The organism is Streptomyces sp. NPDC048278 (assembly GCF_040652195.1).
Lineage (GTDB): Bacteria > Actinomycetota > Actinomycetes > Streptomycetales > Streptomycetaceae > Streptomyces.
This window is the reverse complement of record NZ_JBEZLP010000017.1, coordinates 123,576-146,486: the sequence shown is the minus strand read 5'-3', so window position 1 is coordinate 146,486 and position 22,911 is coordinate 123,576. Positions and strand designations below refer to the sequence as shown.

23 protein-coding genes are annotated in these 22,911 nt (G+C 71.1%); 8 read left to right on the top strand and 15 right to left on the bottom strand.

What is annotated here, in order from left to right:
- Positions 1 to 21 precede the first annotated feature (21 nt).
- The 8 genes from AB0D74_RS27950 to AB0D74_RS27915 all read right to left on the bottom strand — a co-directional run bounded on the left by AB0D74_RS27950 (position 22) and on the right by AB0D74_RS27915 (position 8,546).
- Positions 22 to 741 carry a phosphoadenylyl-sulfate reductase gene (locus tag AB0D74_RS27950; protein WP_362592661.1) on the bottom strand — a complete coding sequence of 240 codons (720 nt, stop codon included), beginning with the start codon at positions 739 to 741 and terminating at the stop codon, positions 22 to 24.
- Positions 738 to 926, bottom strand: a complete 189-nt coding sequence (locus AB0D74_RS27945; RefSeq protein WP_352223108.1) for a hypothetical protein — start codon at positions 924 to 926, stop codon at positions 738 to 740. The genes AB0D74_RS27950 and AB0D74_RS27945 overlap by 4 nt, the downstream gene beginning before the upstream one ends.
- Positions 923 to 2,617: a nitrite/sulfite reductase gene (locus AB0D74_RS27940; protein ID WP_362592657.1), complete on the bottom strand. Its 1,695-nt coding sequence runs from the start codon at positions 2,615 to 2,617 to the stop codon at positions 923 to 925. The genes AB0D74_RS27945 and AB0D74_RS27940 overlap by 4 nt, the downstream gene beginning before the upstream one ends.
- Before the next feature lie 126 nt (positions 2,618 to 2,743).
- Entirely contained in the window at positions 2,744 to 2,827 is an 84-nt protein-coding gene (locus AB0D74_RS27935; protein WP_309500612.1) for a putative leader peptide, read from the bottom strand.
- A 104-nt stretch (positions 2,828 to 2,931) separates the two neighbouring features.
- Positions 2,932 to 3,510, bottom strand: a complete 579-nt coding sequence (locus AB0D74_RS27930) for a GNAT family N-acetyltransferase (RefSeq protein ID WP_362592654.1) — start codon at positions 3,508 to 3,510, stop codon at positions 2,932 to 2,934.
- 70 nt (positions 3,511 to 3,580) lie between these two features.
- On the bottom strand, positions 3,581 to 4,915 hold the full coding sequence (locus AB0D74_RS27925; protein ID WP_362592651.1) for a hypothetical protein: 1,335 nt from the start codon (positions 4,913 to 4,915) through the stop codon (positions 3,581 to 3,583).
- 306 nt (positions 4,916 to 5,221) lie between these two features.
- Complete coding sequence (locus AB0D74_RS27920) at positions 5,222 to 6,508, bottom strand: GAF domain-containing protein (RefSeq protein ID WP_362592648.1); 1,287 nt, start codon at positions 6,506 to 6,508, stop codon at positions 5,222 to 5,224.
- A gap of 400 nt (positions 6,509 to 6,908) precedes the next feature.
- Positions 6,909 to 8,546, bottom strand: coding sequence for an acyl-CoA dehydrogenase family protein (locus AB0D74_RS27915; protein ID WP_362592645.1), 1,638 nt, complete (start codon positions 8,544 to 8,546; stop codon positions 6,909 to 6,911).
- Positions 8,547 to 8,673: 127 nt separating this feature from the next.
- On the opposite strand from AB0D74_RS27915, the gene AB0D74_RS27910 reads away from it, so the two are divergent.
- Both AB0D74_RS27910 and AB0D74_RS27905 read left to right on the top strand, forming a co-directional pair.
- A complete protein-coding gene (locus AB0D74_RS27910; protein ID WP_362592642.1) occupies positions 8,674 to 9,819 on the top strand; it encodes a YihY/virulence factor BrkB family protein in 1,146 nt (381 codons plus the stop codon).
- Between the two features lie 27 nt (positions 9,820 to 9,846).
- On the top strand, positions 9,847 to 10,521 hold the full coding sequence (locus tag AB0D74_RS27905; RefSeq protein ID WP_362592639.1) for a helix-turn-helix transcriptional regulator: 675 nt from the start codon (positions 9,847 to 9,849) through the stop codon (positions 10,519 to 10,521).
- Between the two features lie 58 nt (positions 10,522 to 10,579).
- On the opposite strand, the gene AB0D74_RS27900 is transcribed toward AB0D74_RS27905, so the two are convergent.
- Positions 10,580 to 11,011, bottom strand: a complete 432-nt coding sequence (locus tag AB0D74_RS27900) for a VOC family protein (protein WP_362592636.1) — start codon at positions 11,009 to 11,011, stop codon at positions 10,580 to 10,582.
- Between the two features lie 106 nt (positions 11,012 to 11,117).
- Between AB0D74_RS27900 and AB0D74_RS27895 the strand changes: the two genes are divergently transcribed.
- The 3 genes from AB0D74_RS27895 (at position 11,118) to AB0D74_RS27885 (ending at position 13,083) form a co-directional block, all read left to right on the top strand.
- Positions 11,118 to 11,672: a membrane lipoprotein gene (locus tag AB0D74_RS27895; protein ID WP_362592633.1), complete on the top strand. Its 555-nt coding sequence runs from the start codon at positions 11,118 to 11,120 to the stop codon at positions 11,670 to 11,672.
- Positions 11,673 to 11,962: 290 nt separating this feature from the next.
- Complete coding sequence (locus AB0D74_RS27890; RefSeq protein WP_362592630.1) at positions 11,963 to 12,829, top strand: isocitrate lyase/PEP mutase family protein; 867 nt, start codon at positions 11,963 to 11,965, stop codon at positions 12,827 to 12,829.
- Positions 12,826 to 13,083 (top strand): hypothetical protein, encoded by a 258-nt coding sequence (locus AB0D74_RS27885; protein ID WP_362592627.1) that lies wholly within the window; start codon positions 12,826 to 12,828, stop codon positions 13,081 to 13,083. The genes AB0D74_RS27890 and AB0D74_RS27885 overlap by 4 nt, the downstream gene beginning before the upstream one ends.
- An 87-nt stretch (positions 13,084 to 13,170) precedes the next feature.
- Here the strand turns inward: AB0D74_RS27885 and AB0D74_RS27880 are convergent, their stop codons facing one another.
- The 6 genes from AB0D74_RS27880 to AB0D74_RS27855 form a co-directional block, all read right to left on the bottom strand.
- Positions 13,171 to 13,377, bottom strand: a complete 207-nt coding sequence (locus tag AB0D74_RS27880) for a hypothetical protein (protein ID WP_362592624.1) — start codon at positions 13,375 to 13,377, stop codon at positions 13,171 to 13,173.
- A gap of 30 nt (positions 13,378 to 13,407) precedes the next feature.
- Positions 13,408 to 14,472, bottom strand: a complete 1,065-nt coding sequence (locus AB0D74_RS27875) for a substrate-binding domain-containing protein (protein ID WP_362592621.1) — start codon at positions 14,470 to 14,472, stop codon at positions 13,408 to 13,410.
- Positions 14,473 to 14,682: 210 nt separating this feature from the next.
- Positions 14,683 to 16,323 carry a family 43 glycosylhydrolase gene (locus AB0D74_RS27870; RefSeq protein ID WP_362592618.1) on the bottom strand — a complete coding sequence of 547 codons (1,641 nt, stop codon included), beginning with the start codon at positions 16,321 to 16,323 and terminating at the stop codon, positions 14,683 to 14,685.
- Entirely contained in the window at positions 16,320 to 17,225 is a 906-nt protein-coding gene (locus tag AB0D74_RS27865; RefSeq protein WP_362592615.1) for a carbohydrate ABC transporter permease, read from the bottom strand. The genes AB0D74_RS27870 and AB0D74_RS27865 overlap by 4 nt, the downstream gene beginning before the upstream one ends.
- Positions 17,225 to 18,109, bottom strand: coding sequence for a sugar ABC transporter permease (locus AB0D74_RS27860; protein WP_362592613.1), 885 nt, complete (start codon positions 18,107 to 18,109; stop codon positions 17,225 to 17,227). The genes AB0D74_RS27865 and AB0D74_RS27860 overlap by 1 nt, the downstream gene beginning before the upstream one ends.
- Positions 18,110 to 18,121: 12 nt before the next feature.
- Positions 18,122 to 19,450: an extracellular solute-binding protein gene (locus AB0D74_RS27855; protein ID WP_362592610.1), complete on the bottom strand. Its 1,329-nt coding sequence runs from the start codon at positions 19,448 to 19,450 to the stop codon at positions 18,122 to 18,124.
- 332 nt (positions 19,451 to 19,782) lie between these two features.
- Here AB0D74_RS27855 and AB0D74_RS27850 point away from each other — a divergent pair, with 332 nt between their 5' ends.
- The 3 genes from AB0D74_RS27850 to AB0D74_RS27840 are packed head-to-tail and all read left to right on the top strand — an operon-like array spanning position 19,783 to position 22,906.
- Complete coding sequence (locus tag AB0D74_RS27850) at positions 19,783 to 21,126, top strand: extracellular solute-binding protein (protein WP_362592607.1); 1,344 nt, start codon at positions 19,783 to 19,785, stop codon at positions 21,124 to 21,126.
- On the top strand, positions 21,123 to 22,052 hold the full coding sequence (locus AB0D74_RS27845) for a sugar ABC transporter permease (protein ID WP_362592604.1): 930 nt from the start codon (positions 21,123 to 21,125) through the stop codon (positions 22,050 to 22,052). The genes AB0D74_RS27850 and AB0D74_RS27845 overlap by 4 nt, the downstream gene beginning before the upstream one ends.
- Positions 22,049 to 22,906: a carbohydrate ABC transporter permease gene (locus AB0D74_RS27840; protein WP_362592601.1), complete on the top strand. Its 858-nt coding sequence runs from the start codon at positions 22,049 to 22,051 to the stop codon at positions 22,904 to 22,906. Before AB0D74_RS27845 ends, AB0D74_RS27840 begins: the two co-directional genes overlap by 4 nt.
- The last annotated feature ends 5 nt before the right edge of the window (positions 22,907 to 22,911 follow it).

Here is a 22,911-nt window from a genome sequence, read left to right as displayed (position 1 = left end):
TCGTCGAAAGCCCGGTGGTCGTCATTCGTGCAGCCCGCACTCGGTCTTGGCCCGCCCGGCCCAGCGGCCGGCGCGCGCGTCCTCGCCCTCGAGGACCCGGCGGGTGCAGGGGGCGCAGCCGACGGAGGCGTAGCCGTCCATCAGCAGCGGGTTGGTCAGTACGCCGTGCTCGGCGACGTAGTCGTCCACGTCGTCCTGGGTCCAGCGGGCGATCGGGGAGATCTTGACCTTCTGCCGCTTCTCGTCCCAGCCGACGACCGGGGTGTTCGCCCGGGTCGGGGACTCGTCGCGGCGCAGCCCGGTCGCCCAGGCCGCGTACTTGGTCAGGCCCCGCTCCAGCGGCTGGACCTTGCGGAGCCTGCAGCACAGGTCGGGGTCACGGTCGTGGAGCTTCGGGCCGTACTCCGCGTCCTGCTCGGCGACCGTCTGACGCGGGGTGAGCGTGATGACGTTGACGTCCATCACGGCCTCGACCGCGTCCCGGGTGCCGATGGTCTCCGGGAAGTGGTAGCCGGTGTCGAGGAAGACGACATCGACGATGGCCTCGCCCTTCTGGACGCGGGACGCCAGGTGGGCCACCACCGCGTCCTCCATCGAGGAGGTCACGCAGAAGCCCTTGCCGAAGGTGTCCACCGCCCACTGGAGGATCTCCAGCGCGGAGGCGTCTTCGAGATCGCGGCCGGCCTGCTCGGCCAGCGCCTTCAGATCGTCGGTCGTACGGTCTTCCTGAGCTGTGGTCATATCTGTTCCCCTCCGGCTTCGGAGTGCTTCAGTCCCCGGGCGAGCAGCCCGAGGAACTTCAGCTGGAATGCGCGGTTGCAGGCCGCGCATTCCCAGGCGCCGTGACTGCCTTCGAGAGCTTCGCTCGGCCGAAGGTCCTCGTCGCCGCAGTAGGGGCAGTAGAAGGGGGCGGCCCGCTCGCTCATGAGAGGGCCTCCTCACTGGCGCGGGACGCCCAGGCGGCGAACCGCTCGCCGTCCGCGCGCTCGGCCTGGAAACGCCTGAGCACCCGCTCGACGTAGTCGGGCAGTTCCTCCGAGGTCACCTTGAGGCCGCGGACCTTGCGGCCGAACCCGGCCTCCAGACCGAGCGCACCGCCCAGGTGCACCTGGTAGCCCTCGACCTGCTCGCCCGCCTCGTTCAGGACCAGCTGGCCCTTGAGACCGATGTCCGCGACCTGGATACGGGCACAGGCGTTCGGGCAGCCGTTGAGGTTGATGGTGAGCGGCTCGTCGAACTCGGGCAGCCGGCGCTCCAGCTCGTCGATCAGGGTGGAGCCGCGGTGCTTGGTCTCGACGATCGCGAGCTTGCAGTACTCGATGCCGGTGCAGGCCATGGTGCCGCGCCGGAACGTGGACGGCCGGGCGGTCAGGTCCAGCGCCTCCAGGGCCTCGACCAGCGACTCGACCTGGTCCTCCGTGACATCGAGGACGATCATCTTCTGCTCGACGGTGGTCCGCACCCGGCCCGAGCCGTGCGCCTCGGCGAGGTCGGCGACCTTCGCCAGGGTGGCGCCGTCCACCCGGCCGACCCGCGGGGCGAACCCGACGTAGAAGTTGCCGTCCTGCTGCCGGTGCACACCGACGTGGTCCCGCCAGCGCGACACGGGCTCGGCGGGCGCGGGGCCGTCGACGAGCTTCCGCTCGAGGTACTCGTCCTCCAGGATCTGGCGGAACTTCTCCGCGCCCCAGTCGGCGACCAGGAACTTCAGCCGGGCGCGGGTGCGCAGCCGGCGGTAGCCGTAGTCCCGGAAGATGCCGATCACGCCGGCCCAGACGTCCGGGACCTCCGCCAGCGGCACCCAGGCGCCGAGCCGGACGCCGATCTTCGGGTTGGTGGACAGGCCGCCGCCGACCCACAGGTCGAAGCCGGGGCCGTGCTCGGGGTGCTGCACGCCGACGAACGCGATGTCGTTGATCTCGTGCACCACGTCGAGGAGCGGGGAGCCGGAGATCGCGGACTTGAACTTGCGCGGCAGGTTGGAGAACTCCTTGCTGCCGATGTACCGCTTGTTGATCTCGTCGATCGCCCAGCTGCCGTCGATGATCTCGTCCTCGGCGATGCCGGCCACCGGCGAGCCGATGACCACACGCGGGGTGTCGCCGCACGCCTCGGTGGTGGACAGGCCGACGGCCTCCAGGCGCTGCCAGATCTCCGGCACGTCCTCGATGCGGATCCAGTGCAGCTGGATGTTCTGCCGGTCGGTGACGTCCGCGCTGCCCCGGGCGAACTCCTGCGAGATCTCACCGATCACCCGCAGCTGCTGCGTGGTGAGTCGGCCGCCGTCGATCCGCACCCGCAGCATGAAGTACTTGTCGTCCAGCTCCTCCGGCTCCAGGATGGCGGTCTTGCCGCCGTCGATGCCGGGCTTGCGCTGCGTGTACAGGCCCCACCAGCGCATCCGTCCGCGCAGGTCGTTGGGGTCGATCGAGTCGAAGCCGCGCTTGGAGTAGATCGTCTCAATGCGTGTCCGCACATTGAGACCGTCGTCGTCCTTCTTGAACTGCTCGTTCCCGTTCAACGGGGTGAAGTGCCCCATGGCCCACTGACCCTCGCCACGGTGACGGCTCACCTTGCGGCGGGGCGCGGAGGCAGGGTTCTGCGGGGTGGCGGCCATGGCGATATACGTCCTTCAGACGGCGGGGAAGCGGCTCTGACCTGTGCTTGCAGGCGCACGGGGGCATGTCTGCGCGGCACTGCGCAAGGGGAGGTCTGGACAGGGAGGCGCGGCGGTGCTGTGCTCTCAGCCCGCCGGACAGATGGCGCTGGACATGCGGCCGAGGTCGACGTGCCGCCGACTCACCAAGGCAATCCCAGTTCCAGACATGACGGAAGCGTGTCACGCGGATCTCCGGGCAGTCCACCATTGTCCGCGATGCGGACTGATCTATTCTGAATAGTGAGACAGAGTGTTGTGGGTCACGCCGGGTTTCACGCGGTGGTGTACGCCCCGGGCCACGGTCCGGGCGCCGAGACGTCCGGTTCCTCCTCGACCTTCGTGTCGAAGAGCCGGAACCCCCGCCGCTGATAGTTCGCCATCGCGTGCTCGCCGTCCAGACTGCACGTGTGCAGCCACACCCGCTTCGTCGGCGGCAGCCCGTCCCAGCGCTCCGCCAGGTCCCAGGCGCGCGCGGCGCCGTACGAGAGCAGGTGACCGCCGATGCGGCGGCCCCGGAAGGCCGGGAGCAGACCGAAGTAGACGATCTCCACCACGCCGTCGTCCTGCGGTTCGAGTTCCACGTAGCCGGCCGGGGTGCCCCGGTCGTATGCGACCCAGGTCTCCACGCCCGGCCGCGCCAGGTGCTGCTGCCAGCGGGCGTGGCTCCAGCCCAGCCGGTCGGTCCAGCGGATGTCACCGCCGACCGAGGCGTACAGGAAGCGGCTGAACTCGGGGGAGGGAACCTCGGCGCGGACGATCCCGACCGTGCCGCCGTCCGGGGCGGCGGCGGGCAGGAGGTCGGCCGGGGAGGTCTGCTCCAGGGACCAGGTGGTCACGACGATGCTGCTCATGGGGCCAGGCAATCATCCCGGCCCCGGACATGTCGACAGCCGTCCGCCGGGGGACGGCTGTCGACGGCCGTCATCCGAGCGACGCGTCGATCGCGCGCAGCGGGACGGAGAACAGCATGCGGTCCGTGACCGACCACACCTCGCCGGTGTCGGGGGCGTAGGAGAGCGAGCCGGTGCCCTCGCCCCAGCAGCGGTGCGAGGTGTCCGAGCCGCAGCGGGCCGCCTGCGCGCCCTTGGCGTCCTGCCGCCACAGGCTGCCGTGCCCGTCCATGGCGCCGGGCAGGTGCCCGACGTACCACTCGGAGTCCGTCGCGCCCGGCGGCCGGTACGACAGGACGCCCCGGATCTCCGAGGCCCCGGTCCGGTACGCCTCGACCGCGTCCGCCCGGCCGGCGGCGTCCGTCGCGAGCAGCCCGGCCCGCTTCGGGTTCTCGTCGAACGCGTACCGCCACAGCCGGGCGTGCTGGTCGCTGTCGGCGGGCGTCCACTCGCCGAGGACCAGGCTGTCCGGGGCCGTGCCGCGGTCCACGGAGAGCGCGCTCGGGCAGGGCGCTCCGGTCCGGGAGCAGGCTCCGGCGGTGTAGCGGTACGAGCCCACGGCCGGCATCACGTACCGGAAGCCGTCGGCCGACCACCCGCCGGACACCCGGCCGACCGCGTCGGTCAGCACCGAGGTGCGCTGGATGCGGTTCAGGTCGTAGACGTAGAGCGCGTCGGCGCTGCCCTGGACGGTGGTGACCAGGAGCTTGTCCCCGTACCAGGCCATGCCGGAGATCTGCGAGGTCAGGCCCCGGTAGGTGCTGCCGTCGGTGCTGGGCACGGCCAGCAGGACCCAGGAGTAGGCGGGGTGGGCGGGGTCGTTCGCGTTGATCACCGCGACCCTGGCCAGGCCCCGGGAGGCGGCGGGGCCGCTGGAGGTGCTGTGCGTCCAGCCGGCCAGGACGACGCGGTTGGCGCCCCACAGGCCGTCGTCGTCCGCCTCCGAGGAGGTGGTCACCGAGGCCGGCCGCCAGTCGTCGGTGAGGGTGTCGGTGGGGTCCCAGCAGTACGCCTCGGTGGCGGCCGGGGTGACCGGCAGCGAGTCCCGGTCGTCGGAGTCGCAGTCGGCCGCCTCGCGCAGGGTGTGGTCGGAGGCGGCCAGCACGTCGGCCACCCCGAGCGTGCCGCCCATCGCCGCGGCGAGCCGGTCCAGCGAGCGGCGCGGTACGAGGTGCTCCCGGAGTTGCAGGCGCGCGGTGTCGGCGGTGGCGGTCAGCGGCTTCAGTGCGCCCGGGTCCTCGGCGACCGTGGCCTGCGAGGCGCTGACGATCGTGGCCGTCGCGGTGAGCGCCAGCGCGGTGCCTGCCAGGGCAGCGCGCAGGGCCGTGCCCCGTCTGCGCCGCCGGTGTCTGCCGCGATGCTTCATGTGTCCTCCCGAGGCGGGCCAACTGCGCCTGATGGTCAAAGCGTTGACCGAGGAGCAGGTGGGGAGCCCGTACCGGGATGCTACGACAGCCGGGGCCGCCGTACCCCGAAGACCCCGCAAATACGCGGAAGATACCTCCCTGACTGCCCCGGATGCGTTAAATACGGATGCGTTAAATACGGCTGTGTTGAATACAGCTCAGTTGAGTGCGGCCCTGTTGAGCACGGCCTGTTGAGTACTGCTCTGTCGAGTACTGCTCTGTTGGGTACTGCTCTGTCGAGTACGGCTCTGGTGGGTACGGCCGCGCTAGATGGGTCCGGGTGTCCGGGACGCCGTCACCGCCGGGGCGGTCGAGGACGGCAGCAGGTCGCGCGGGTCGTCGGGGAGCAGTACCTCGATCTCCGCGTCGTCCCGGAAGCGGTAGGGCCGGTGTTCGAGCAGCGCCCCGAGGTACCGCCGGATCCTGGACATCTCCGCGCGCACGGTCACGGTCCGCGAGGCGTCGCCGAAGACGTCCTCGGCCAGCCCGGCCGCGCTGCGCCCGCCCCGCCGTACCGCCAGCAGGTACAGCAACTCGGCGTGCCGGGGGCTGAGTTCGTGCGACCACGAGCCCGCGCCGCCGCCGACCGTCACGGAGGGCCTGCGGGGCCGGGCCAGGTCGAGCACGAGTCGGCCGCCGCCCACCGGCGCGGGCTCGTCCACCGCCCGCAGCAGCCAGCCCCCGGCCAGCGGCTCCACCGCGCACAGCCCGAGCGCGGGCAGCCACCGGCGGCCCGGCGACAGCGACTTGGGCAGCATGAGCCGCCGCGGGTAGGGCATGCCGGTGACCGCCGCGGTCCAGCCGTCGGCGTCCACCACCAGCGCCCGCCCGCCCAGCCGGGCCAGCACCGGCGCCGCGACCGCCCGCAACCGCTCCAGCGCGTCCACGTGCAGCTCCCGCAGCCGCGCCTCGGCGAGCTTCGCCACCGAGTTCACCCAGGCCAGGGTCGCCGGATGCATCGTCTCCAGCGGCCCGCTGACGTCCACCACGCCGAGCAGGCTGCCGTCCCGGGGGTCCGTGATCGGCGCACCGGAACACGTCCAGGAGACGTGCAAGCGGACGAAGTGCTCGGCGGCGAACACCTGTACGGGCCTGCGCACCACCGCCGGGGTGCCGACCCCGTTGGTCCCGGCGACGTCTTCGCGCCAGTCGGCGCCGAGTTCGAAGCCGATACCGTCCGCCTTGCGCAGCACCGGCGTGGATCCCTCCCGCCACAGCACACGGCCGTCGGCGTCCGCCACCACCATGATGTGCTGGGCGACGTCCGCGACCGAAAGCAGACCCTCGCGCAGCACCGGCAGCACGTCCTTGAGCGGTGACTCCTCGCGTCTGCGCCGCACTTCGTCGGCGGACAGCAGCCCGGGACGGAAACCGTGGTCGGGGTCGACGCCGCGGCGCAGCATCCGCCCCCAGGACTGTTCGATCACCGGCCGGGGCGGGACGCGCCCACGCTGTCCGGCGAGTCTGGCCTCGCGCACCTCGTTCAGTACCCGCGCCGCCTGCGCCGCGTCCATCGCGGCGCGTCGCGCCGCGTCCATCGGCGGGTTCCCCACGGAGGTCCTCCCGAATACGCCTCGACAAGGCATCGATGAGTCGCTGTCAAGCCGTCCGGGCGGCGGATTCCGGTCCGACTGCGCGTCTTATACTGCCGTTTTCCGGTGCCGTAGGCACACAGTCCGCACACAGACACCGAGATGTTGCAACCCCTTGCAACCCTGGTGAACGGGCCGGGAGTGGCCGAAACTTGAGCCGACGCCGTGGCGTCAGTGGCCTGACATGGGCCGAAGAGGCGGGGGTGGTGCCGTGTCGGCGCAGCACCACCTCCGCCGTAGCCTGCGGCGCCTTGGCCGTGCGCGGCAGGGGGTGCGTGGGCAGGTGCGTCGGCGGCTGACGGTTGAGTGGGGCTGGTCGCGCAGTTCCCCGCGCCCCTTCAGGTAGGGCAGATTCCGTGGGTCAAGAAGTCACCCTTGCCCGGTCCACCACCGTCGTGAGGTCCAGGCCGCTCGGCAGCGTGCCGAAGGTTGAACCCCAGTCGTTGCCGAGCCTCGACGCGCAGAAGGCGTCGGCGACCTCGGGTGGGGCGAAGCGGACGAGCAGTGAGCCCTGGAGGACTGTCGCCAGGCGTTCCACCAGGCGTCTGGCCCGGGCCTCCATGCCCTCCAGGTCGGCCAGTGCGGAGAAGAGGTCCTTGACCGCGCGGTCGAGGCGGTGGTCGGCGCCGTGGGCGCGGCCGATCTCCTGGAGGTAGGCGTCCAGGGCGCCCGGTTCGCGTTGCAGGGCGCGGAGCACGTCCAGGGCCTGGATGTTGCCGGCGCCCTCCCAGACGGAGTTGAGCGGGGACTCGCGGACCAGCCGGGGCAGGCCGGACTCCTCCACGTAACCGTTGCCGCCCAGGCACTCCGCGGCCTCCACGACGAGCGGCGCGCAGCGCTTGGTCACCCAGTACTTGGCGGTCGGCAACGCGAGCCGCAGCAGGGCCCGTTCCGGCTCGCTCCCGTCGTCGTAGGCGGCGGCCAGCCGCAGCGCGAGGGTGGTCGCGGCCTCCGACTCGATCGCGAGGTCGGCCAGCACGTTCCGCATCAGCGGCTGGTCGGCGAGGTTCGCGCCGAAGGCCTCGCGGTGCGTGGCGTGGTGCACGGCCTGCGCCACCGCCTGCCGCATCAGCCCCGCCGAGCCCAGCACGCAGTCCAGCCGGGTCGCGGCGACCATGTCGATGATGGTCCGCACCCCGCGCCCCTCCTCGCCCACCCGGCGCGCCCAGGTCCCGTCGAACTCGACCTCGCCCGACGCGTTCGACCGGTTGCCGAGCTTGTCCTTGAGCCGCTGGAGGAGGAAGACGTTGCGGGTGCCGTCCGCGAGGACCCGCGGCACGAGGAAGCAGGTGAGGCCGTCCGGCGCCTGGGCCAGCACCAGGAAGCCGTCCGACATGGGTGCGGAGCAGAACCACTTGTGTCCGGTCAGGGTGTACGTCCCCGCCTCGGCGAGCGGGGCGGCGGTGGTCGTGTTGGCCCGGACGTCGCTGCCGCCCTGCTTCTCCGTCATGCCCATGCCGAACAGGGCGCCGGCCTTCCGCTCGGCGGGCCGCAGCTCACGGTCGTAGACCGTGGACGTCAGCAGCGGCTCCCACGCGGCGGCCAGCTCCGGGTCGGTGCGCAGTGCGGGCACCGCCGCGTTGGTCATCGACAGCGGACAGCAGTTGCCCGCCTCCACCTGGGTCCAGACCAGGAAGGCGGCGGCGCGCCGGACGTGCCCGGACGGCCGTACCCAGCCGGTGGTCAGGCCCGCGCCGACGCCCTTGCCGAGCAGCCGGTGCCAGGCGGGATGGAAGTCGACCTCGTCGATCCGGTGGCCGTAGCGGTCGTGGGTGCGCAGCCGCGGCGGGTGCTCGTTGGCCTGGCTCCCCCACTCCTGCACCTGCGCCGAGCCGGCCGAGGCGCCGATCCCGGACAGCTCGGTGCGCACCTCGCCGAGCAGTTCGGGATCGGTGTGCCGCTCGACGGCCTCGACGAGCGCCCGGTCGGTGGCGAAGAGGTCGTATCCGGTCAGCGGGGGCGGCTGGTTGCTCACGGTATGCGTGGTGTTGCCTGCCATGTCTGCGAACCTACCCGGGGCGGTGGCGGTGGTCTCCAGCCTGACACAACGGCCCCGTCCGCCGCGTCCGCCCCGGCCGGGGACCCGGGAGGTGAGGACGGCCCCGGACGGCGGATACCGTTAGGGCGTGCAGCCAGCAAGCGATACTCCCGAGCGGCCCTCCGGCCGGCTCCACCGGGCCAGAGCCCTCTACCGGAACGTCTCCAAGCGCAGGACCGCCTGGCTGCTGATCAAGGACACCACGAATTCCTGCATCGAGTACCGCATCCTCGGTCTCGCCGCCGAGGCCGCCTTCTTCACCCTGCTGTCCGTCCCGCCGCTGCTGCTCAGCCTCATCGGACTGCTCGGCTACGTGGACGCCTGGACCGGGGCGCACACCATCGCCAGCCTGGAGGCCAACCTCCTGGACGCCTCCCGCACGGTCCTGTCCGACAAGGGCGTCAAGGAGATCGCCGAGCCGATCCTGCACGACGTGGTACGCGGTGGCCGCCCCGACGTCATCTCCATCGGCTTCCTGTTCGCCCTGTGGTCGGGTTCCCGCGCGGTGAACGTCTTCATCGACACGATCACGGTGATGTACGGCCTCGACGGCGTCCGGGGCATCGTGAAGACCCGGATCGTCTCCTTCCTGCTCTTCATCGCCGCGCTGCTGATCGGCTCGGTCGCGCTCCCGCTGATGGTGGCCGGGCCGGACGCGGTGGTCGGGATCGTGCCCTGGTCGGCGACGCTCGTCCAGGTCCTGTACTGGCCGGTCGTGATCGTCCTGTCCGTCGTCTTCCTGACCACGCTCTACCACGTCTCCGTGCCGGTGCGCTCGCCGTGGGTCGAGGACGTCCCCGGCGCCCTGGTCGCCCTGGGCATGTGGGTCCTCGGCAGCTTCCTGCTGCGCATCTACCTGACCAACACCATCGAGGGCGCGACGATCTACGGCTCCCTCGCCGCGTCCGTCGCCGTGCTGCTGTGGATCGGCGTGTCCGCCTTCGCCGTGCTGGTCGGTGCCGCCGTGAACGCCGCGATCGACCGGGTCTGGCCGGCCGCCGCGACGGCCGCAGCACGCGCCGCCAACGAACGGCTGCGGGAGGCCCAGGTCGCCGAGTACGTGGCCCGCGCGGCGGCGGCCCGGGAGGAGGGCCCGGACGACCCCGACGACCCGGACATGCCCTCGGAGTTCCCGGAGCGCTGGTCCCGTTTCCTGCCGCCGGAGGACGTCACGGCGCGCCTGCGGACGCACGTGAAGAGCAGCCACCCGCCGCCGCGGAAGCCGGAGGCCTGAGGGCCGGCGCCGTCTACGCTGGCGTCCGTGTACAAGGAACGGGCGTCCCGGCTCCCCGGTGCGGTCGTCTGGGTGAACACGCCCGACGCGGGCGGTACCGGGCGGGTGCTGCCCGACGGGTGCATGGACCTGCTCTGGCACGAGGGGCGGCTGCTGGTCGCCGGGCCCGACACGCGCGCGTACGTCACCGGGGGCGCCGGAGGCGCATGGGTGGGCCTGCGCTTCTGTCCCGGCACCGCTCCCGCCCTCCTCGGCGTGCCCGCGTACGCGCTGCTCGATCAGCGGGTCGAGCTGGGCGACCTGTGGCCGGCCGGGGACGTACGGCGGCTGCGGGACCGGGTCGCGCTCGCGGGCGATCCGGCCGTCGCGCTGGAGGAGATCGCCCTGGAACGGACCCCGCCTTGCGACCCCTCCCTGCGGCGGCTCGTGGCAGCCCTGGACGCCGGGCGGTCCGTGGCGGCCGTCGCCGACGAACTCGGCCTTGGAGCACGCCAGTTGCACCGCCGGAGCCGGGCCGCCTTCGGCTACGGGCCCAAGACGCTGGCCCGGGTGCTGCGGATGCAACGGGCCCTCGCGCTCGCCCGCGCCGGCGTTCCGCTCGCGGAGACGGCGGCCCGGGCGGGGTACGCCGATCAGCCGCATCTCTCCCGGGACGTACGGCAACTGGCGGGGCTGCCGCTGTCCGGGCTGCTCGGCGGGTAGCGGGACCGCGCGGCGGCGACACCCGGCGGACCCCCGCTCAGGCTGCCGGCGTACGGCGTCAGGATCCGTGGAGTGACGAGCCGTCGGCCCCGTCGGCGGGCGGCAGCGGGGCGAACAGGTCGACGCCGTTGCCGTCGGGGTCGTGCACCGTGGCGTACCGCTGTCCCCAGAACGCGTCCCAGGGCTTGAGCTCGCCGTGGTACCCGGCGCCGACCAGGTCGTCGTACAGCCCGTCCACCTCGGTGGGCGACCCGCAGCGGAAGGCGAGCGCCACGCGGCCTCCGCCGACGGGCGGTTGCCAGGCCGGGTGGAAGGAGCGGATCGTCTCCTCCGTGTCCAGGGCCAGGGTGAGCCCGCCGGGCAACTCCGCCTCGACGTGCGGCTGTTCCTCGGCGCCGGGCGGGAACTCCAGGCCGAGGCGGCGGTAGAAGGCGAGGGACGCGGCCAGGTCGGAGGTGACGAGACCGAGAACGGCGAATCGTGGAGTCATGCCGTCACGGTAGGCGGGGGACCGGCCGGCGGTCTTGAAGGAATCGGACAGGCGGCGCGCCGGAAAACCACCCTCCTGTGGAACGCCTGTGCGGCACGATGGGCACATGATCCGTGCCGTGCGCGTCCTGCCGCCGCTGCTCCTCGCCGCCGCCCTGCTCACCGGGTGCGGCACCGAGAAGGCGGGCCCCGCGGCCTCCGGAGCCTCCACCGCCCCCGCCGACCCGGCCGAACTGGCCGCCAAGGCCAAGGCGTTGGGGATCGCCCCGGAGATGGTCTACGTCACCGACGCGCCCGGCTTCACCCTCTCCCAGCAGTCCGTCGGCGTCCAGGGCGACGACGGCTTCTCCGCCTCGTACGCGGACGACACCGGCGCCGTCATCCACCTGTACACCGATCACCTGCGTTACGCCGGGCAGCACAGGTACGAGGTGTCGGAGAAGGGCTGCGTGGTCTGGCTGGAGGGCGACGGCGGCGTGTCCGGCACGGTCCTGGGCAAGGCGCTGCGCGCCGTCCGCCGTCCCACCGCCGGCGAACTCGACACCCTGCTGCCCGCCCCCGACCCGGCCTTCACCGACGACCGGCCCGTGCAGCGCGGCGACCTGCCGACCAACGGTGACGGCGGACCGCCGGACAACAGCGTGCCGACGCCGGGTTACTGAGCCGGCCCCCGGAAGGGGCCGGACGGGTGTTCTGTCCGGCCCTCGGTCACGCCCCGGAGCACTGCCCGGATTCCGGCTTCCGGCCCGTCCTCACGGGGGAGTCGCGTGGGCCGCACGGCCGGTCCAGTGACGTTTCTCCGGTGAACCGGATCCGCCATTGGGGTGAGTAAAGGTCGCGCACGGAGATAGTCACGTGCGTATCTAGAGATGCTCTTGTCTTGGCAAAGGGCTGTAGAGACGCGGAGGCCGCTCGTGCCGTCGCGCCACCCACCCACAGGAGGAGCCGGACCTTGACTTACGGGAAGAAGCTGCGCGAGCAGATCGCCGGGCCGGGGACCACCCCGCTGATCGGCGTGTACGACATGTACTCGGCGTCGATCGCGGCCAAACACTACGACGGGATGTTCGTATCGGGCTTCGGCTTCGCCGCCTCGTACTACGGCCTGCCGGACATCGGGTTCATCGCCTGGCCCGACATGGTGGCCTTCGTCCAGCGGCTGCGGGGCGCGTTCCCGCACCACCATCTCCTCGTCGACATCGACGACGGCTACGTCGACCCCGAGGTCGCCTGCCACGTCGTGGAGGGACTGGAACGCATCGGCGCCTCCGGGGTGATCCTGGAGGACCAGAAGCGACCCCGCCGCTGCGGGCACGCCGACGGCAAGCAGGTGCTGCCCCTGGAGGAGTACCTGGACAAGCTGGAGAAGGTCCTGGAGACCCGCAACGACCTGGTCGTGGTGGCCCGTACGGACGCCACCGACGAGCACGACATCCTGCACCGCGCGGAGCGGCTCGCCGCCACCGACGCCGACGTGATCCTCGTCGACGGGGTGCGCAGCGAGGAGTGGATCCGCCGGATCCGCAAGGTCGTCGGCGACAAGCCGCTGCTCTTCAACCAGATCGCCGGCGGCAAGTCGCCCCGCCTCTCGCTGACCGAGCTGGACGACCTCGGCGTCGACGTCGCGATCTACTCCACGCCCTGCCTGTTCGCCGCGCACGAGGCGATGGACTCGGCGCTGAGCGAGCTGAAGTCCGCGGACGGTCGGCTGCCGTCGGTCGACGCGGCCAGCGGCGTGGGCGTCAAGGCGTCCACCACCCTGCTGGAGCGCAACATCGCCCGGGAGCGGCTCGACGAGCCCGAGGGCGTGGGCGTGTGACGGGTGGCGGAGTGCGGCTGCGGGCGGCCGTGGTGGTCGCCGCAGCCCTGCTGGGAGGGGCCGCGGCACCCGCCTGTGCGGGCGGCAGCCTGATCACCGTCCTCGACAACTCCCACGCGGACTCCATCCTGGAGGTGGACCGCACGGCGAACCTCCAGACCGGGAGGGGCGACGCCGGCAGTGACCACGACGGCAGCGCCGTGGACGCGATCCAGGCGCTGATGGGGGAGCCGCGTCAGAACGACGACGAGTGAGGGGTGGCCGGCCGGATCGGCCGGTGGGGAACTGCGGGACCGTTGTGGCTGGTCGCGCAGTTCCCCGCGCCCCTATGGGGCGCGTCCTCAGTCCTCGGTCAGGTCCGGCAGGCCGTTCTCGTCCAGTTCCACGTCCTCCTTCGGGTCGTGCTCGTCGGTCGGGGCGGCGGCCACCACGGCGTGGTGCTGGGCCGGGGCGACCGTCAGGGTCGTGGCCCGGGCGGTGCCCAGGGCCGTGGTCAGGGCGGCTGCGGCGAGAGCGCAGGCCGCGGCGGTGCGCAGGGTGAGTTTCATGCCCTGGAAACGATCTTGACGAGGGTGCGGTCACCGTCGTACGGCCGAACGGGCCGCCGGTGCCGCCGTACTCGCCCGCTCCACCAGCCTGGTCGACAGCTCGGTCCGGGTGCCCTCCGGGCGGTCCCCGTGCATCAGCCGCACCAGCAGCCGCAGCGCGGTCGCCGCCATCTCCGACAGGGGCTGCCGGACCGTGGTCAGCGCCGGGGTGCCCCAGCGCGCCTCGGGCAGATCGTCGAAGCCGACCACGCTGACGTCCGCCGGCACCCGCAGGCCGCGTTCGGCCAGCGCCGCGTACACCCCGAGCGCCATCCGGTCCGAGCAGACGAACACGGCGGTCGGCGGCTCCGGCAGGTCCAGCAGCTCGTGCATCCGCAGCCGGGCCGTGTCCGCGTCGAAGCCCGCGTGCCGGACGTAGTCGCCGCTGAGGCGCAGCCCCGCCGAGGCGAGCGCCGAGCGGTAGCCGGACAGGCGGGCGCCGCTGCACATCCGGCGCCGGTTGCCTGCGATCACCGCGATCCGCTCGTGGCCGAGCGTGAGCAGGTGCTCGGTCGCGGTCACCCCGCCCTGCCAGTTCGCCGCCCCGACGGAGACCACGCCCGCCGGGGGCTCGTGGACCGGGTCGATCAGTACGTACGGGATGCGGTGGTGGTCCAGCCAGGCGTACTGCGCCTCGGTCAGTTCGGCCAGGTTGAACAGCACCCCGGAGGAACCGCGCGTGGTCAGCTTGTCCAGCCACCCGTGCTCCGGGCGGCCGGCCCGCGTCCGGGCCGGCCCCGCCGACACGACGACCTCCAGACCCGCCTCGTACGCCGCCGCCTCCACCCCGTGCAGCACCGCACCCGACCACGAGCTGTCCAGCGCCTGCACGACCAGGTCGATCAGGGTGGGGGCCTTCGTCGCGTCGAACCGCGGTCTGCGGACGTAGCCGAGCCGTTCGAGGGCCTCGGTGACCCGGCGGCGGGTCTCGGGGGCCACGTCGTCGCGGCCGTTCACCACCTTCGACGCGGTCGGCACGGAGACGCCCGCCTCGCGGGCCACCACGGCCAGCGTGGGACCGGCCGCCGCCATGCTCGTACCTCCGGCACGGACCATGGGGAACCCGCCTCTCCGGCCCGCCCTTGGGCCAACGAAAGTAACGAAAGTTGCGACCAACGCTGCTTCCGCGGTCTGCGTGCACGCCGTGCAGTAAGCGCTTCCTACGATAGGTGGGCGTCAACACGGCGTGAAGGCCTGGGAATTCGCGGGATCTTCCCGGGCATGACTTTCGAAACTTCGAACAGGGCGGATCGGGGTTTTGCGGGGTTATGCGGGCGTGCGGGTGATCCGGAAGTCGGTGAAGTCGGCGGTGAAGGCTGCGTCGACGAGGTCCACGGCGTGGATCGCGGCCATGGCTCCGGTGAAGCGGAGGCGGGTGCCGTGGTCGTCGGAGAGGCGGGTGAAGTCGAGGGGCGGGCCGATGGGGTGGCGGGGGCCGTCTGCCGCGTACCAGAAACGGGCGTCGGGGCCGTCGACGGTGACGCCGAGGGTGAGGGGGCTGCCCGCGTCGACTTCCTGTACCGCCGCCCGGCGGGTCTCGTTCTCGTCCCGGGTGGTCAGGGCGAGCACGGTTCGGCCGCCGTCCTGCCATTGCTGGCCGTGCTGTGTCTCGCCTTCGGGCTCCGCCCAGGTGAGGTCGAGGGCGAAATAGGCCGAGGTGTTGTACCAGAGGAGCAGGCCTGCGGACTGGGTGAAGGTGGTGGGGGTTGCCCGGAGGGTGACCTGGGCCTCCGTGCGGTGTTCCGTGATGCGCTGGGCCAGGAGGTGGTGGGACCAGAGGGAGTCGGGGCCGTGGTGGCCGCGGAGGCGGAGGCGGCCGGGGTGGGTGGTGTCGTCCAGCCAGGCCGGGTCTGCGGGGGAGCGGAGGGTGTAGTAGGGGGGTGCGTTGTCGGGTGCGGGCCGGTGGGGGCTGGTCGCGCCCGCGCGGCGGCAGCCGCACATTGAATACAGCCCCGCGCCCCTGACGGGGCGCCTGTGCCGGGGCATCTCGACTGTGACCGCCGGTCGGGGATCCCCGTTCCGGAGTCTCGGCCAGCCCTCCGGGTCCCAGGTCACCGCCTGGATCGCCGTCTCGCGGCCGAGTGGGCACCTCGGGCCCTCCGGTGTGTGCAGCGGGCGTGCCGTCAGGTGGCTCAAGTACCAGTCGCCCTCCGGGGTTTGGACCAGCTCCCCGTGACCCGCCTTCTGCAACGGCCACTCCGGGTCGTCCCGCGACGTCAGCAGCGGCCGTTCGCCGAGTTCGTACGGGCCCGTCAGGTTCCTGCTGCGGGCCACCCGCACCCCGTGCTCGAACCCCGTCCCGCCCTCCGCGAGCAGCAGCACGTACCAGCCGTTGCGCTTCAGCAGCTTGGGGCCCTCGACCAACCGGTCGTGCTGGAGCAGGAGTCGGGTGGTGCCGACGGGGGTGAGCGTCTCCCGGTCCAGTTCCGTGGCGACGATGCCCGCGAAGCGCCGGCCGCCCGGGCGGTGGTCGTTCTGGAGGTTGAGGAGCCAGACGTGGCCGCCCTCGTGGAAGAGCGCGGGATCGAAGCCGTGACTCGGGACGCGGCGCGGGGGAGTCCAGGGGCCGGACACCTCCGGGGCCGTACTGACGTAGGTGTCCAGGTCGAAGTACGGGGTGCCCACCGAGCGGACGACGGAGTACGTCACCCAGAAGCGCTCCCCGTCCCAGCTCAGCGAAGGGGCCCAGACGCCGCCCGAGTCGGGGACGCCGGCCAGGGAGCCGCCGGGGACCGCGCCCTCGACGTGGCCGGCGTACTCCCAGTGGGCCAGGTCGCGGGAGCGGTGGATCGGGATCGTCGGGAACCACTCGAAGGAGCTGTTGGCGAGGTAGTACCAGTCGCCGGCGCGGACCAGGGAGGGGTCGGGGGCGAAGCCGCGGACGACGGGGTTGTGCAGCAGGGTCACTTGAGGGCTCCGAGGGTGACGCCGGTACGCCAGTAGCGGCGCATCGCGATCATCATGACCGCCATCGGGACGATGGAGAGCAGCGCGCCGGTGAGGACCAGGCTGGTCAGGTCGACCCCGGATTCGAGGCGTTTGCCGGACCAGTTGTACAGGCCCAGGTTCAGGGTCCAGTTCTGCTCGCCGCGGAGCACCGTGAGGGGGAGGAAGAAGGCGTTCCAGGTGTTGACGAAGGCCAGCAGGAAGACCGTGGCGCCGCCGGTCGTCATCATGCGCAGGACGATCGAGAAGAAGATGCGCACCTCGCCGGCGCCGTCTATGCGGGCCGCTTCGAGGAGTTCGTACGGGACCGTGGCCTCGGTGTAGACCTTCGCCAGGTAGACGCTGAACGGGTTGATCAGGCAGGGGATCAGCATCGCCCAGGGGGTGTCCACCAGGCCGATCTTCGAGAACAGCAGATACAACGGCAGCGTCAGCAGGGCGATCGGGACCAGGAAGGAGCCGACCACGCAGGCGAACACCAGGCCGCGGCCCGGGAACTGGAAGCGGGCGAGGCCGTAGCCGGTGGCGAGGGCGATGAGCGTGCCGCCGAGGGAGCCGACTCCCGCGTAGAGGAAGGAGTTGGCGGTCCAGCGCAGGAAGATGCCGTTCTCGTAGGTGAAGAGCTGGTGCAGGTTGGCCCAGAGGTGCCAGCCCGAGAACCAGAGGCCGTTGCTCTGGTACAGGGCGGTGCGGTCCTTCGTGGCGGCGACGACCAGCCACCAGACCGGGAAGAGGCTGTAGGCGCTCGCCAGGGCCAGGCCGACGAGCAGGAAGCGCTGGCCGCCCCGGGAACGGGCGGCGGGGTCGGGCCTGGTGATGCGGCGGACGGGGTTCGTCCTCGTGCGCTCCTCGGTGAGTGCCATCAGTCGGCCTCCTTCGCGGTCAGCCGGTAGAAGAGGAAGGAGGCGACGCCGAGGATCAGGGCCAGCAGGACGGAAAGGGCCGCCGCGTAGTGGTAGTTGCCCGCGTTGAACGCCTGGTTGTAGATCACCATGATCGGGGTGAAGCTGTCGCTCACCGTCTGCGGTGTCACGTTGCGGAACAGGGCGGGCTCGTTGAAGATCTGGAGCATCTGGATGATCGACAGCATGCCGGTGAGGACCAGTGCGCCCCGTACGTAGGGGATCTTGATGCTCAGGGCGATGCGGGACTCGGAGGCGCCGTCCAGCCGGGCCGCCTCGAAGAGTTCGCGCGGGACGCCCTGGAGCGCCGAGTAGATGATCACCATGTTGTAGCCGATGCCGTGCCAGGTCAGCAGGTTGCCGATGGACGGCCACACCATCGACGGGGCGAAGAAGTTCCAGTCCAGGCCGAACGCCTTGCCCAGCGCGGTGAGGGGGCCGACGTCCGGACTGTAGACGTTGATCCAGACGATCGCGGCGACCACGCCCGGGATCATGTACGGGACCAGGAGCAGGACGCGGAAACGGCCCGCCGCCCGGGCCGCCAGGGTGTCGAGGAAGAGCGCGAGCAGCAGGCTGACCAGCAGCATCACGGGGATCTGGACACAGGCGAACAGCAGCACCCGCAGGACCGAGTGGAGGAACGCCGGGTCCGTCAGGCCCTGTTGGTAGTTGGCCAGGCCCGAGAACTCGTCGGTGGTGCCGCCGAGGCCGAGGCCGGAGGAGTGCGAGCGGTACAGCGACTCGTAGCCGGCGTACCCGATCGGGAGCAGGTAGAGGAAGACGAAACCTAGCTGGAAGGGCACCGTGAAGGCGGCGCCCTTCCAGCGCTGGGAGCGGACCATCCGTGCGCCGCCTCAGCCCTTGACGCTGATGCCGCGGGACTTGAGGTCATTGACCGTCCACTGCTGCATGTGGGCGAGGAGGTCGGTGACCTTCTGCTGCTTGCTGACCACCTTCGCCCAGCCGCTCTGCAACTCGGTGAACATGGCCGTCCAGTCGGGGCCGAAGGTCCAGTCCGTGGTGACCGTGCCCAGGCTGTCGGTGACCACCTTCTTCGCCGGGGTGTAGTTCGCCCCGAGCAGCTTCTGCGAGATCGCCTCGTCGACGTAGGCGCTGCTGTCGGCGAGCGCGGGCATCACGCCGTTGCCGGTGGTCGGGCTGGCCATCGTCTTCACCGCGCCCGAGTCGGTGGACATCCACAACGCGGCCTCGGCGGCCTGCTGCTGGTGCGCGCACTGCTGGGTGACGAGCGTGACGCTGCCGGTGAGGTTGGTGCCGGCCGGGGTCTTCGCGGCCTCGCCGGCGAAGGCGGGCCAGGGGGCGAGGGCCCACTTGCCGAAGGACTTGGTGAAGTTCTGCACCATGCCCGCCATCTGCCAGGTGGAGATCTGCCGGGTCGCGGTACCGCCGCTGTCGTAGTTGCGCTGCACGGCCGCGTAGTCGGCGAACGACAGCGTGGAGTCGAGGTCGTCGTCGATGATCTGCTGGATCACGCCGGCGGCCTTGAGGGTGCCCGCGTCCTGGAAGTCCACCTTCCAGGAGTCGCCGTCGATGGCGTACCAGTGGGCGCCGGCCTGCATGGCGAGCACTTCGAGGGTGCTGGGGTCCTCACCGGCGTAGTTGGTGATCTTGACGCCGTGCTTCTTCAGGACCTTGCCGGCCGCGATGAACTCGTCCCAGGTGGTGGGGGCCTTGAGGCCGTACTTCTGGAAGACGTCCGTGCGGTAGATGGTGAAGTTCGGCGAGGAGCTGGTGGGGACGCCGTAGAGCCTGCCCTGCACCTGGGCGGCCGACCAGGAACCGGGGTTGAACTTGTCCTTGGCCGTGCCGACGTACTTCGTGATGTCGGCGAGGGCGCCCTGGGCGACCCAACTGGTCACGTACTCGGCGGTGTTCTGCACCAGGCAGGGCGCGTTGCCCGCCTTCACCGCGTTGGTGAGCTGCTTCTGCATGGTCAGCTGGTCGGTGACCTTCGTGTACTTCAGCTGCACGTCCTTGTGGGCGGCGTTGAACGCCTTCACCACGGCCTCCTGGCCGTTCGCCCAGCCCCAGAAGGGCAGCGTGACCGGGCCGGAGGCCGCGTCGGAGCCGCCGGAGCCGGAGCCCGATCCGCCGCAGGCGGAGAGCAGACCTGTCAGCGCGAGGCCCGCGATCGCGGCGCGGACCAACCTGGTGGAGTTCATGTGACCGTGTTCCTTCGGAGGTGGGCGCTCTCGGGGAGGAGGGCGGCGGCTCGGCAGTGCCTTAGAAACCGGTTTCCACGAGACCGTAGGACGGCTCGGCCGCTCCCAGCAAGGGGTATGAGTCGGAATCTTTCGATGTCCGGTCGGTCGAACGGTCCGTGAGCAGCAACCGGTACGCAAGGACAACCGGTTGCCGCTGAAGGGTTTTCGAAAGTTGGTCACTCCTCTTGACGAGCCTCTCCCACGGGTTGAAGCTCCCCTCACCGCCCATAGCAACCGGTTGCCTAACCGGGTCGACGCCCTGTCACCTCCCTCCAGAGAGTGGGTAGTCCATGCAGACGCACGCCCGTGCCCCGGTCGGCCGGCGCCGTTTTCTGGCGCTCGGCGGCACCGCCGTCGCCACGGCCGCCCTCGGGGGCTGTGCCCTTCCGGTGTCCGGCAGTGTCGGCGGCCCCGGCGAGACCGTCACGGTGATGGCGAAGCCCGACGACATCTCGGCGGACCTCGTCCAGCAGGCACGGCGGGACCTGGGCGTCAGGATCAACACGGTGCTGTACAGCACCAGCAAACTGATCGCGATGATGACCGACGGCAACCCGCCCGACCTGGTGCGCGGCGTCGGCGCCGTGGACGCGCCCTACTTCGCGGCGCGCGGGGTGATGGAGAACCTGGATCCCTACTTCGCGAAGAGCACCGTCCTCAGGCCGGCCGACCTCGACCCGGTCAACGACCTGTGGCGTTACGACGGCCGTACCCAGGGCAGAGGCCCGCGCTACGGCATGGCGAAGGACTTCTCCCAGGACTCCATGTACTGGTACAACACCGCACTCTTCGACCAGGCGGGCGTCGCCTGCCCGCCGGAACTGGAGCCGGTCACCTTCGACGAGTGGCTGGACACGGCCAAGCGGCTCACCCGGCGCAGGAACGGCCAGACGACCGTCTTCGGCGGCAGCTACAACGGCGTGCTCACCCCCAACCTGCTGGCGAGCCTGGCGGTGGCCGCCGGCGGAAGCATCTTCACCGAGGACTTCTCCCGGGTCGACTTCACCGCTCCCGAGGCCCGCAAGGCGCTCGGCTGGTACATCGACTACTGCCGGACCAGGGTCGGCCCCAGCATCGTCCAGCCCGACCCCAACGCCTGGGACGGCCCCACCTTCCAGGCGAACCGGCTGGCCATGTCCAACTCGGGCTACTGGCTGGGCGGCCTGATCAACACCGACGGCAAGCTGGCCCCGCTGTCCCGTCTCGCCCCCGCGCCGGTCTTCGCCGGCGGCCGTCGGACCAGTCCCTGCCAGGCGGGCACCGGCTTCTGGATACCGAGCGGGTCGCACCGGAAGGACGCCGCCTGGCGGGTCTTCGAGTGGTTCTTCGGCGAGGCACCGGCCAAGGCGCGCGCCTCGGGAGGCTGGGGCATCCCGACCCTCAAGTCCCTGCGCCCGCTGATGCCCGACCAGGAGGACTACCAGAAACGGGTCCTGAAGGTGCAGGAGGCCGAGCTGAAGCACTTCTCGGTGATCGCCTTCACGCCCTACGCCAGCGCCGACTCCCTGTACGCCCTCTTCAACCAGATCGCCCCGGCCGCCATGAACGGCGCGATGTCCCTCGACACCCTCGCCCGGCGCCTGAACTCGGCCATGAACGATCAGCTCAAGCGCGGCAGGAAGCAGGTGGGATGACGGTCGACCGGGCCACCTCCGTGACCGCACGCAGGCACCGGGCGTTCTACCTGTTCACCGCGCCGTGGATCACCGGGTTCGTGCTCCTCACCGTCGCGCCCATGGCGTACGCCCTGTGGCTGAGCTTCACCACCTTCGACGGCATCTCGCCCCACTGGCACTACGTCGGACTCGGCAACTACCGCGAGCTGTTCTCCGACCCGGTGACCTGGCAGTCCCTGGGCCGCACCGGCCTGTTCGCGATCACCTCGGTGCCGCTGTCGATCGTCGCGGGGCTCGGGCTGGCCGTGCTGGTCAACCGGCCGCTCAAGGCGCGCGGTGTGTTCCGCACCCTGCTCTACCTGCCCGCCGTGGTGCCGCCGGTGGGCGCGGGCATCGCCTTCAAGCAGCTCTTCGACCAGAACTCCGGTGCCGCCAACGGTGTGCTGAACCTCTTCGGCATCGACGCCCTCGGCTGGCTGGCCGACCCCTACGCACGCTACGTGCTGATCATGACGGTGCTCTGGACCGCCGGAAACATCATGATCATCTCGCTGGCCGGGCTCCAGGACATCCCCCGCGAACTCCTCGAAGCGGCCCGCATCGACGGCGCGGGCGCCTGGCGGAGCTTTCGCAGCGTCACCGTACCGCTGCTCTCCCCGGTGCTGCTCTTCCAGACCGTGACCGGCGTCATCGCCTCGGTGCAGACCATCATGCCGCTGCTGCTGGCCCCCGACGCCACCCCGGCCGGCATCACCGCGCTCCCGCAGTCCAACTACCTCTACATGATGCACGTGTTCGCGGAGTACTTCGCGTTCGGCCGCTACGGCTACGCCTCCGCGCTGCTGTGGGTGCTCTTCGTCCTGATCCTCGTCGCCACCGGACTGATCTTCAGGGCCACGTCCGGCGTGGTGTTCTACAACGTCGACCCGGAGGCGAAGAAGTGACAGCCGCCACCCCGGCCCCCAAGGCCGCGCCCCGCCTGCGCGTCAACCGCCTCGTCCTCTACACGGCCCTCGTCGCGATCACCGGACTCTTCCTGGGCCCCTTCGGCTGGCTGGTCGTCTCGGGACTCAAGACCCCCGCCGAACTGGCCGCCTCGCCCGTGCACTGGCTGCCCGCCCACATCCAGTGGCACAACTTCGCCGACGCCTTCCACCTCATCGACTTCCTCGGCTACGCCCGCAACTCCCTGATCATCGCCACGATCTACGCCACCCTCGTCACCCTGAGCTCCGCCTGGGTCGGCTTCGGCTTCGCCCGCCTCGAAGCCCCCGGCAAGAAGCTCCTGTTCGGCATCCTGCTCGGCTCGATGATGCTGCCCCAGATGATCACCCTGCTGCCGACCTACCTGATCTTCGCCAGGCTCGGCATGGTCGACACGTACTGGCCCTGGGTGCTGTGGGGCCTGTCCGCCGCCCCCTACCTGGTCTTCCTCTTCCGGCAGTTCTTCGCCGGTCTGCCCCGCGAGCTGGAGGAGGCCGCGATCGTCGACGGCTGCGGCTGGCCGGGCGTCTTCTGGCGGATCTTCCTCCCGCAGTCCTGGCCGGTGCTGTCCGCGAGCTTCGTGATCGCCTTCACCTGGACCTGGGGCGATTACATCGCCCCGCAACTCCTGCTCTCCACCGACCGCACCACCCTCGCGGTCGCCGTCATGTCCACCTACGTCACCTCGGCCGGCACCCCCGTCACCGACCTCCAGGCGGCGGCCTCGGTGATGTACGTCGTCCCGATCCTGCTGATCTTCCTGATCGCCCAGCGCGGTTTCGTCGCCGGGATGTCCACGACCGGTCTGAAATAGCCCAC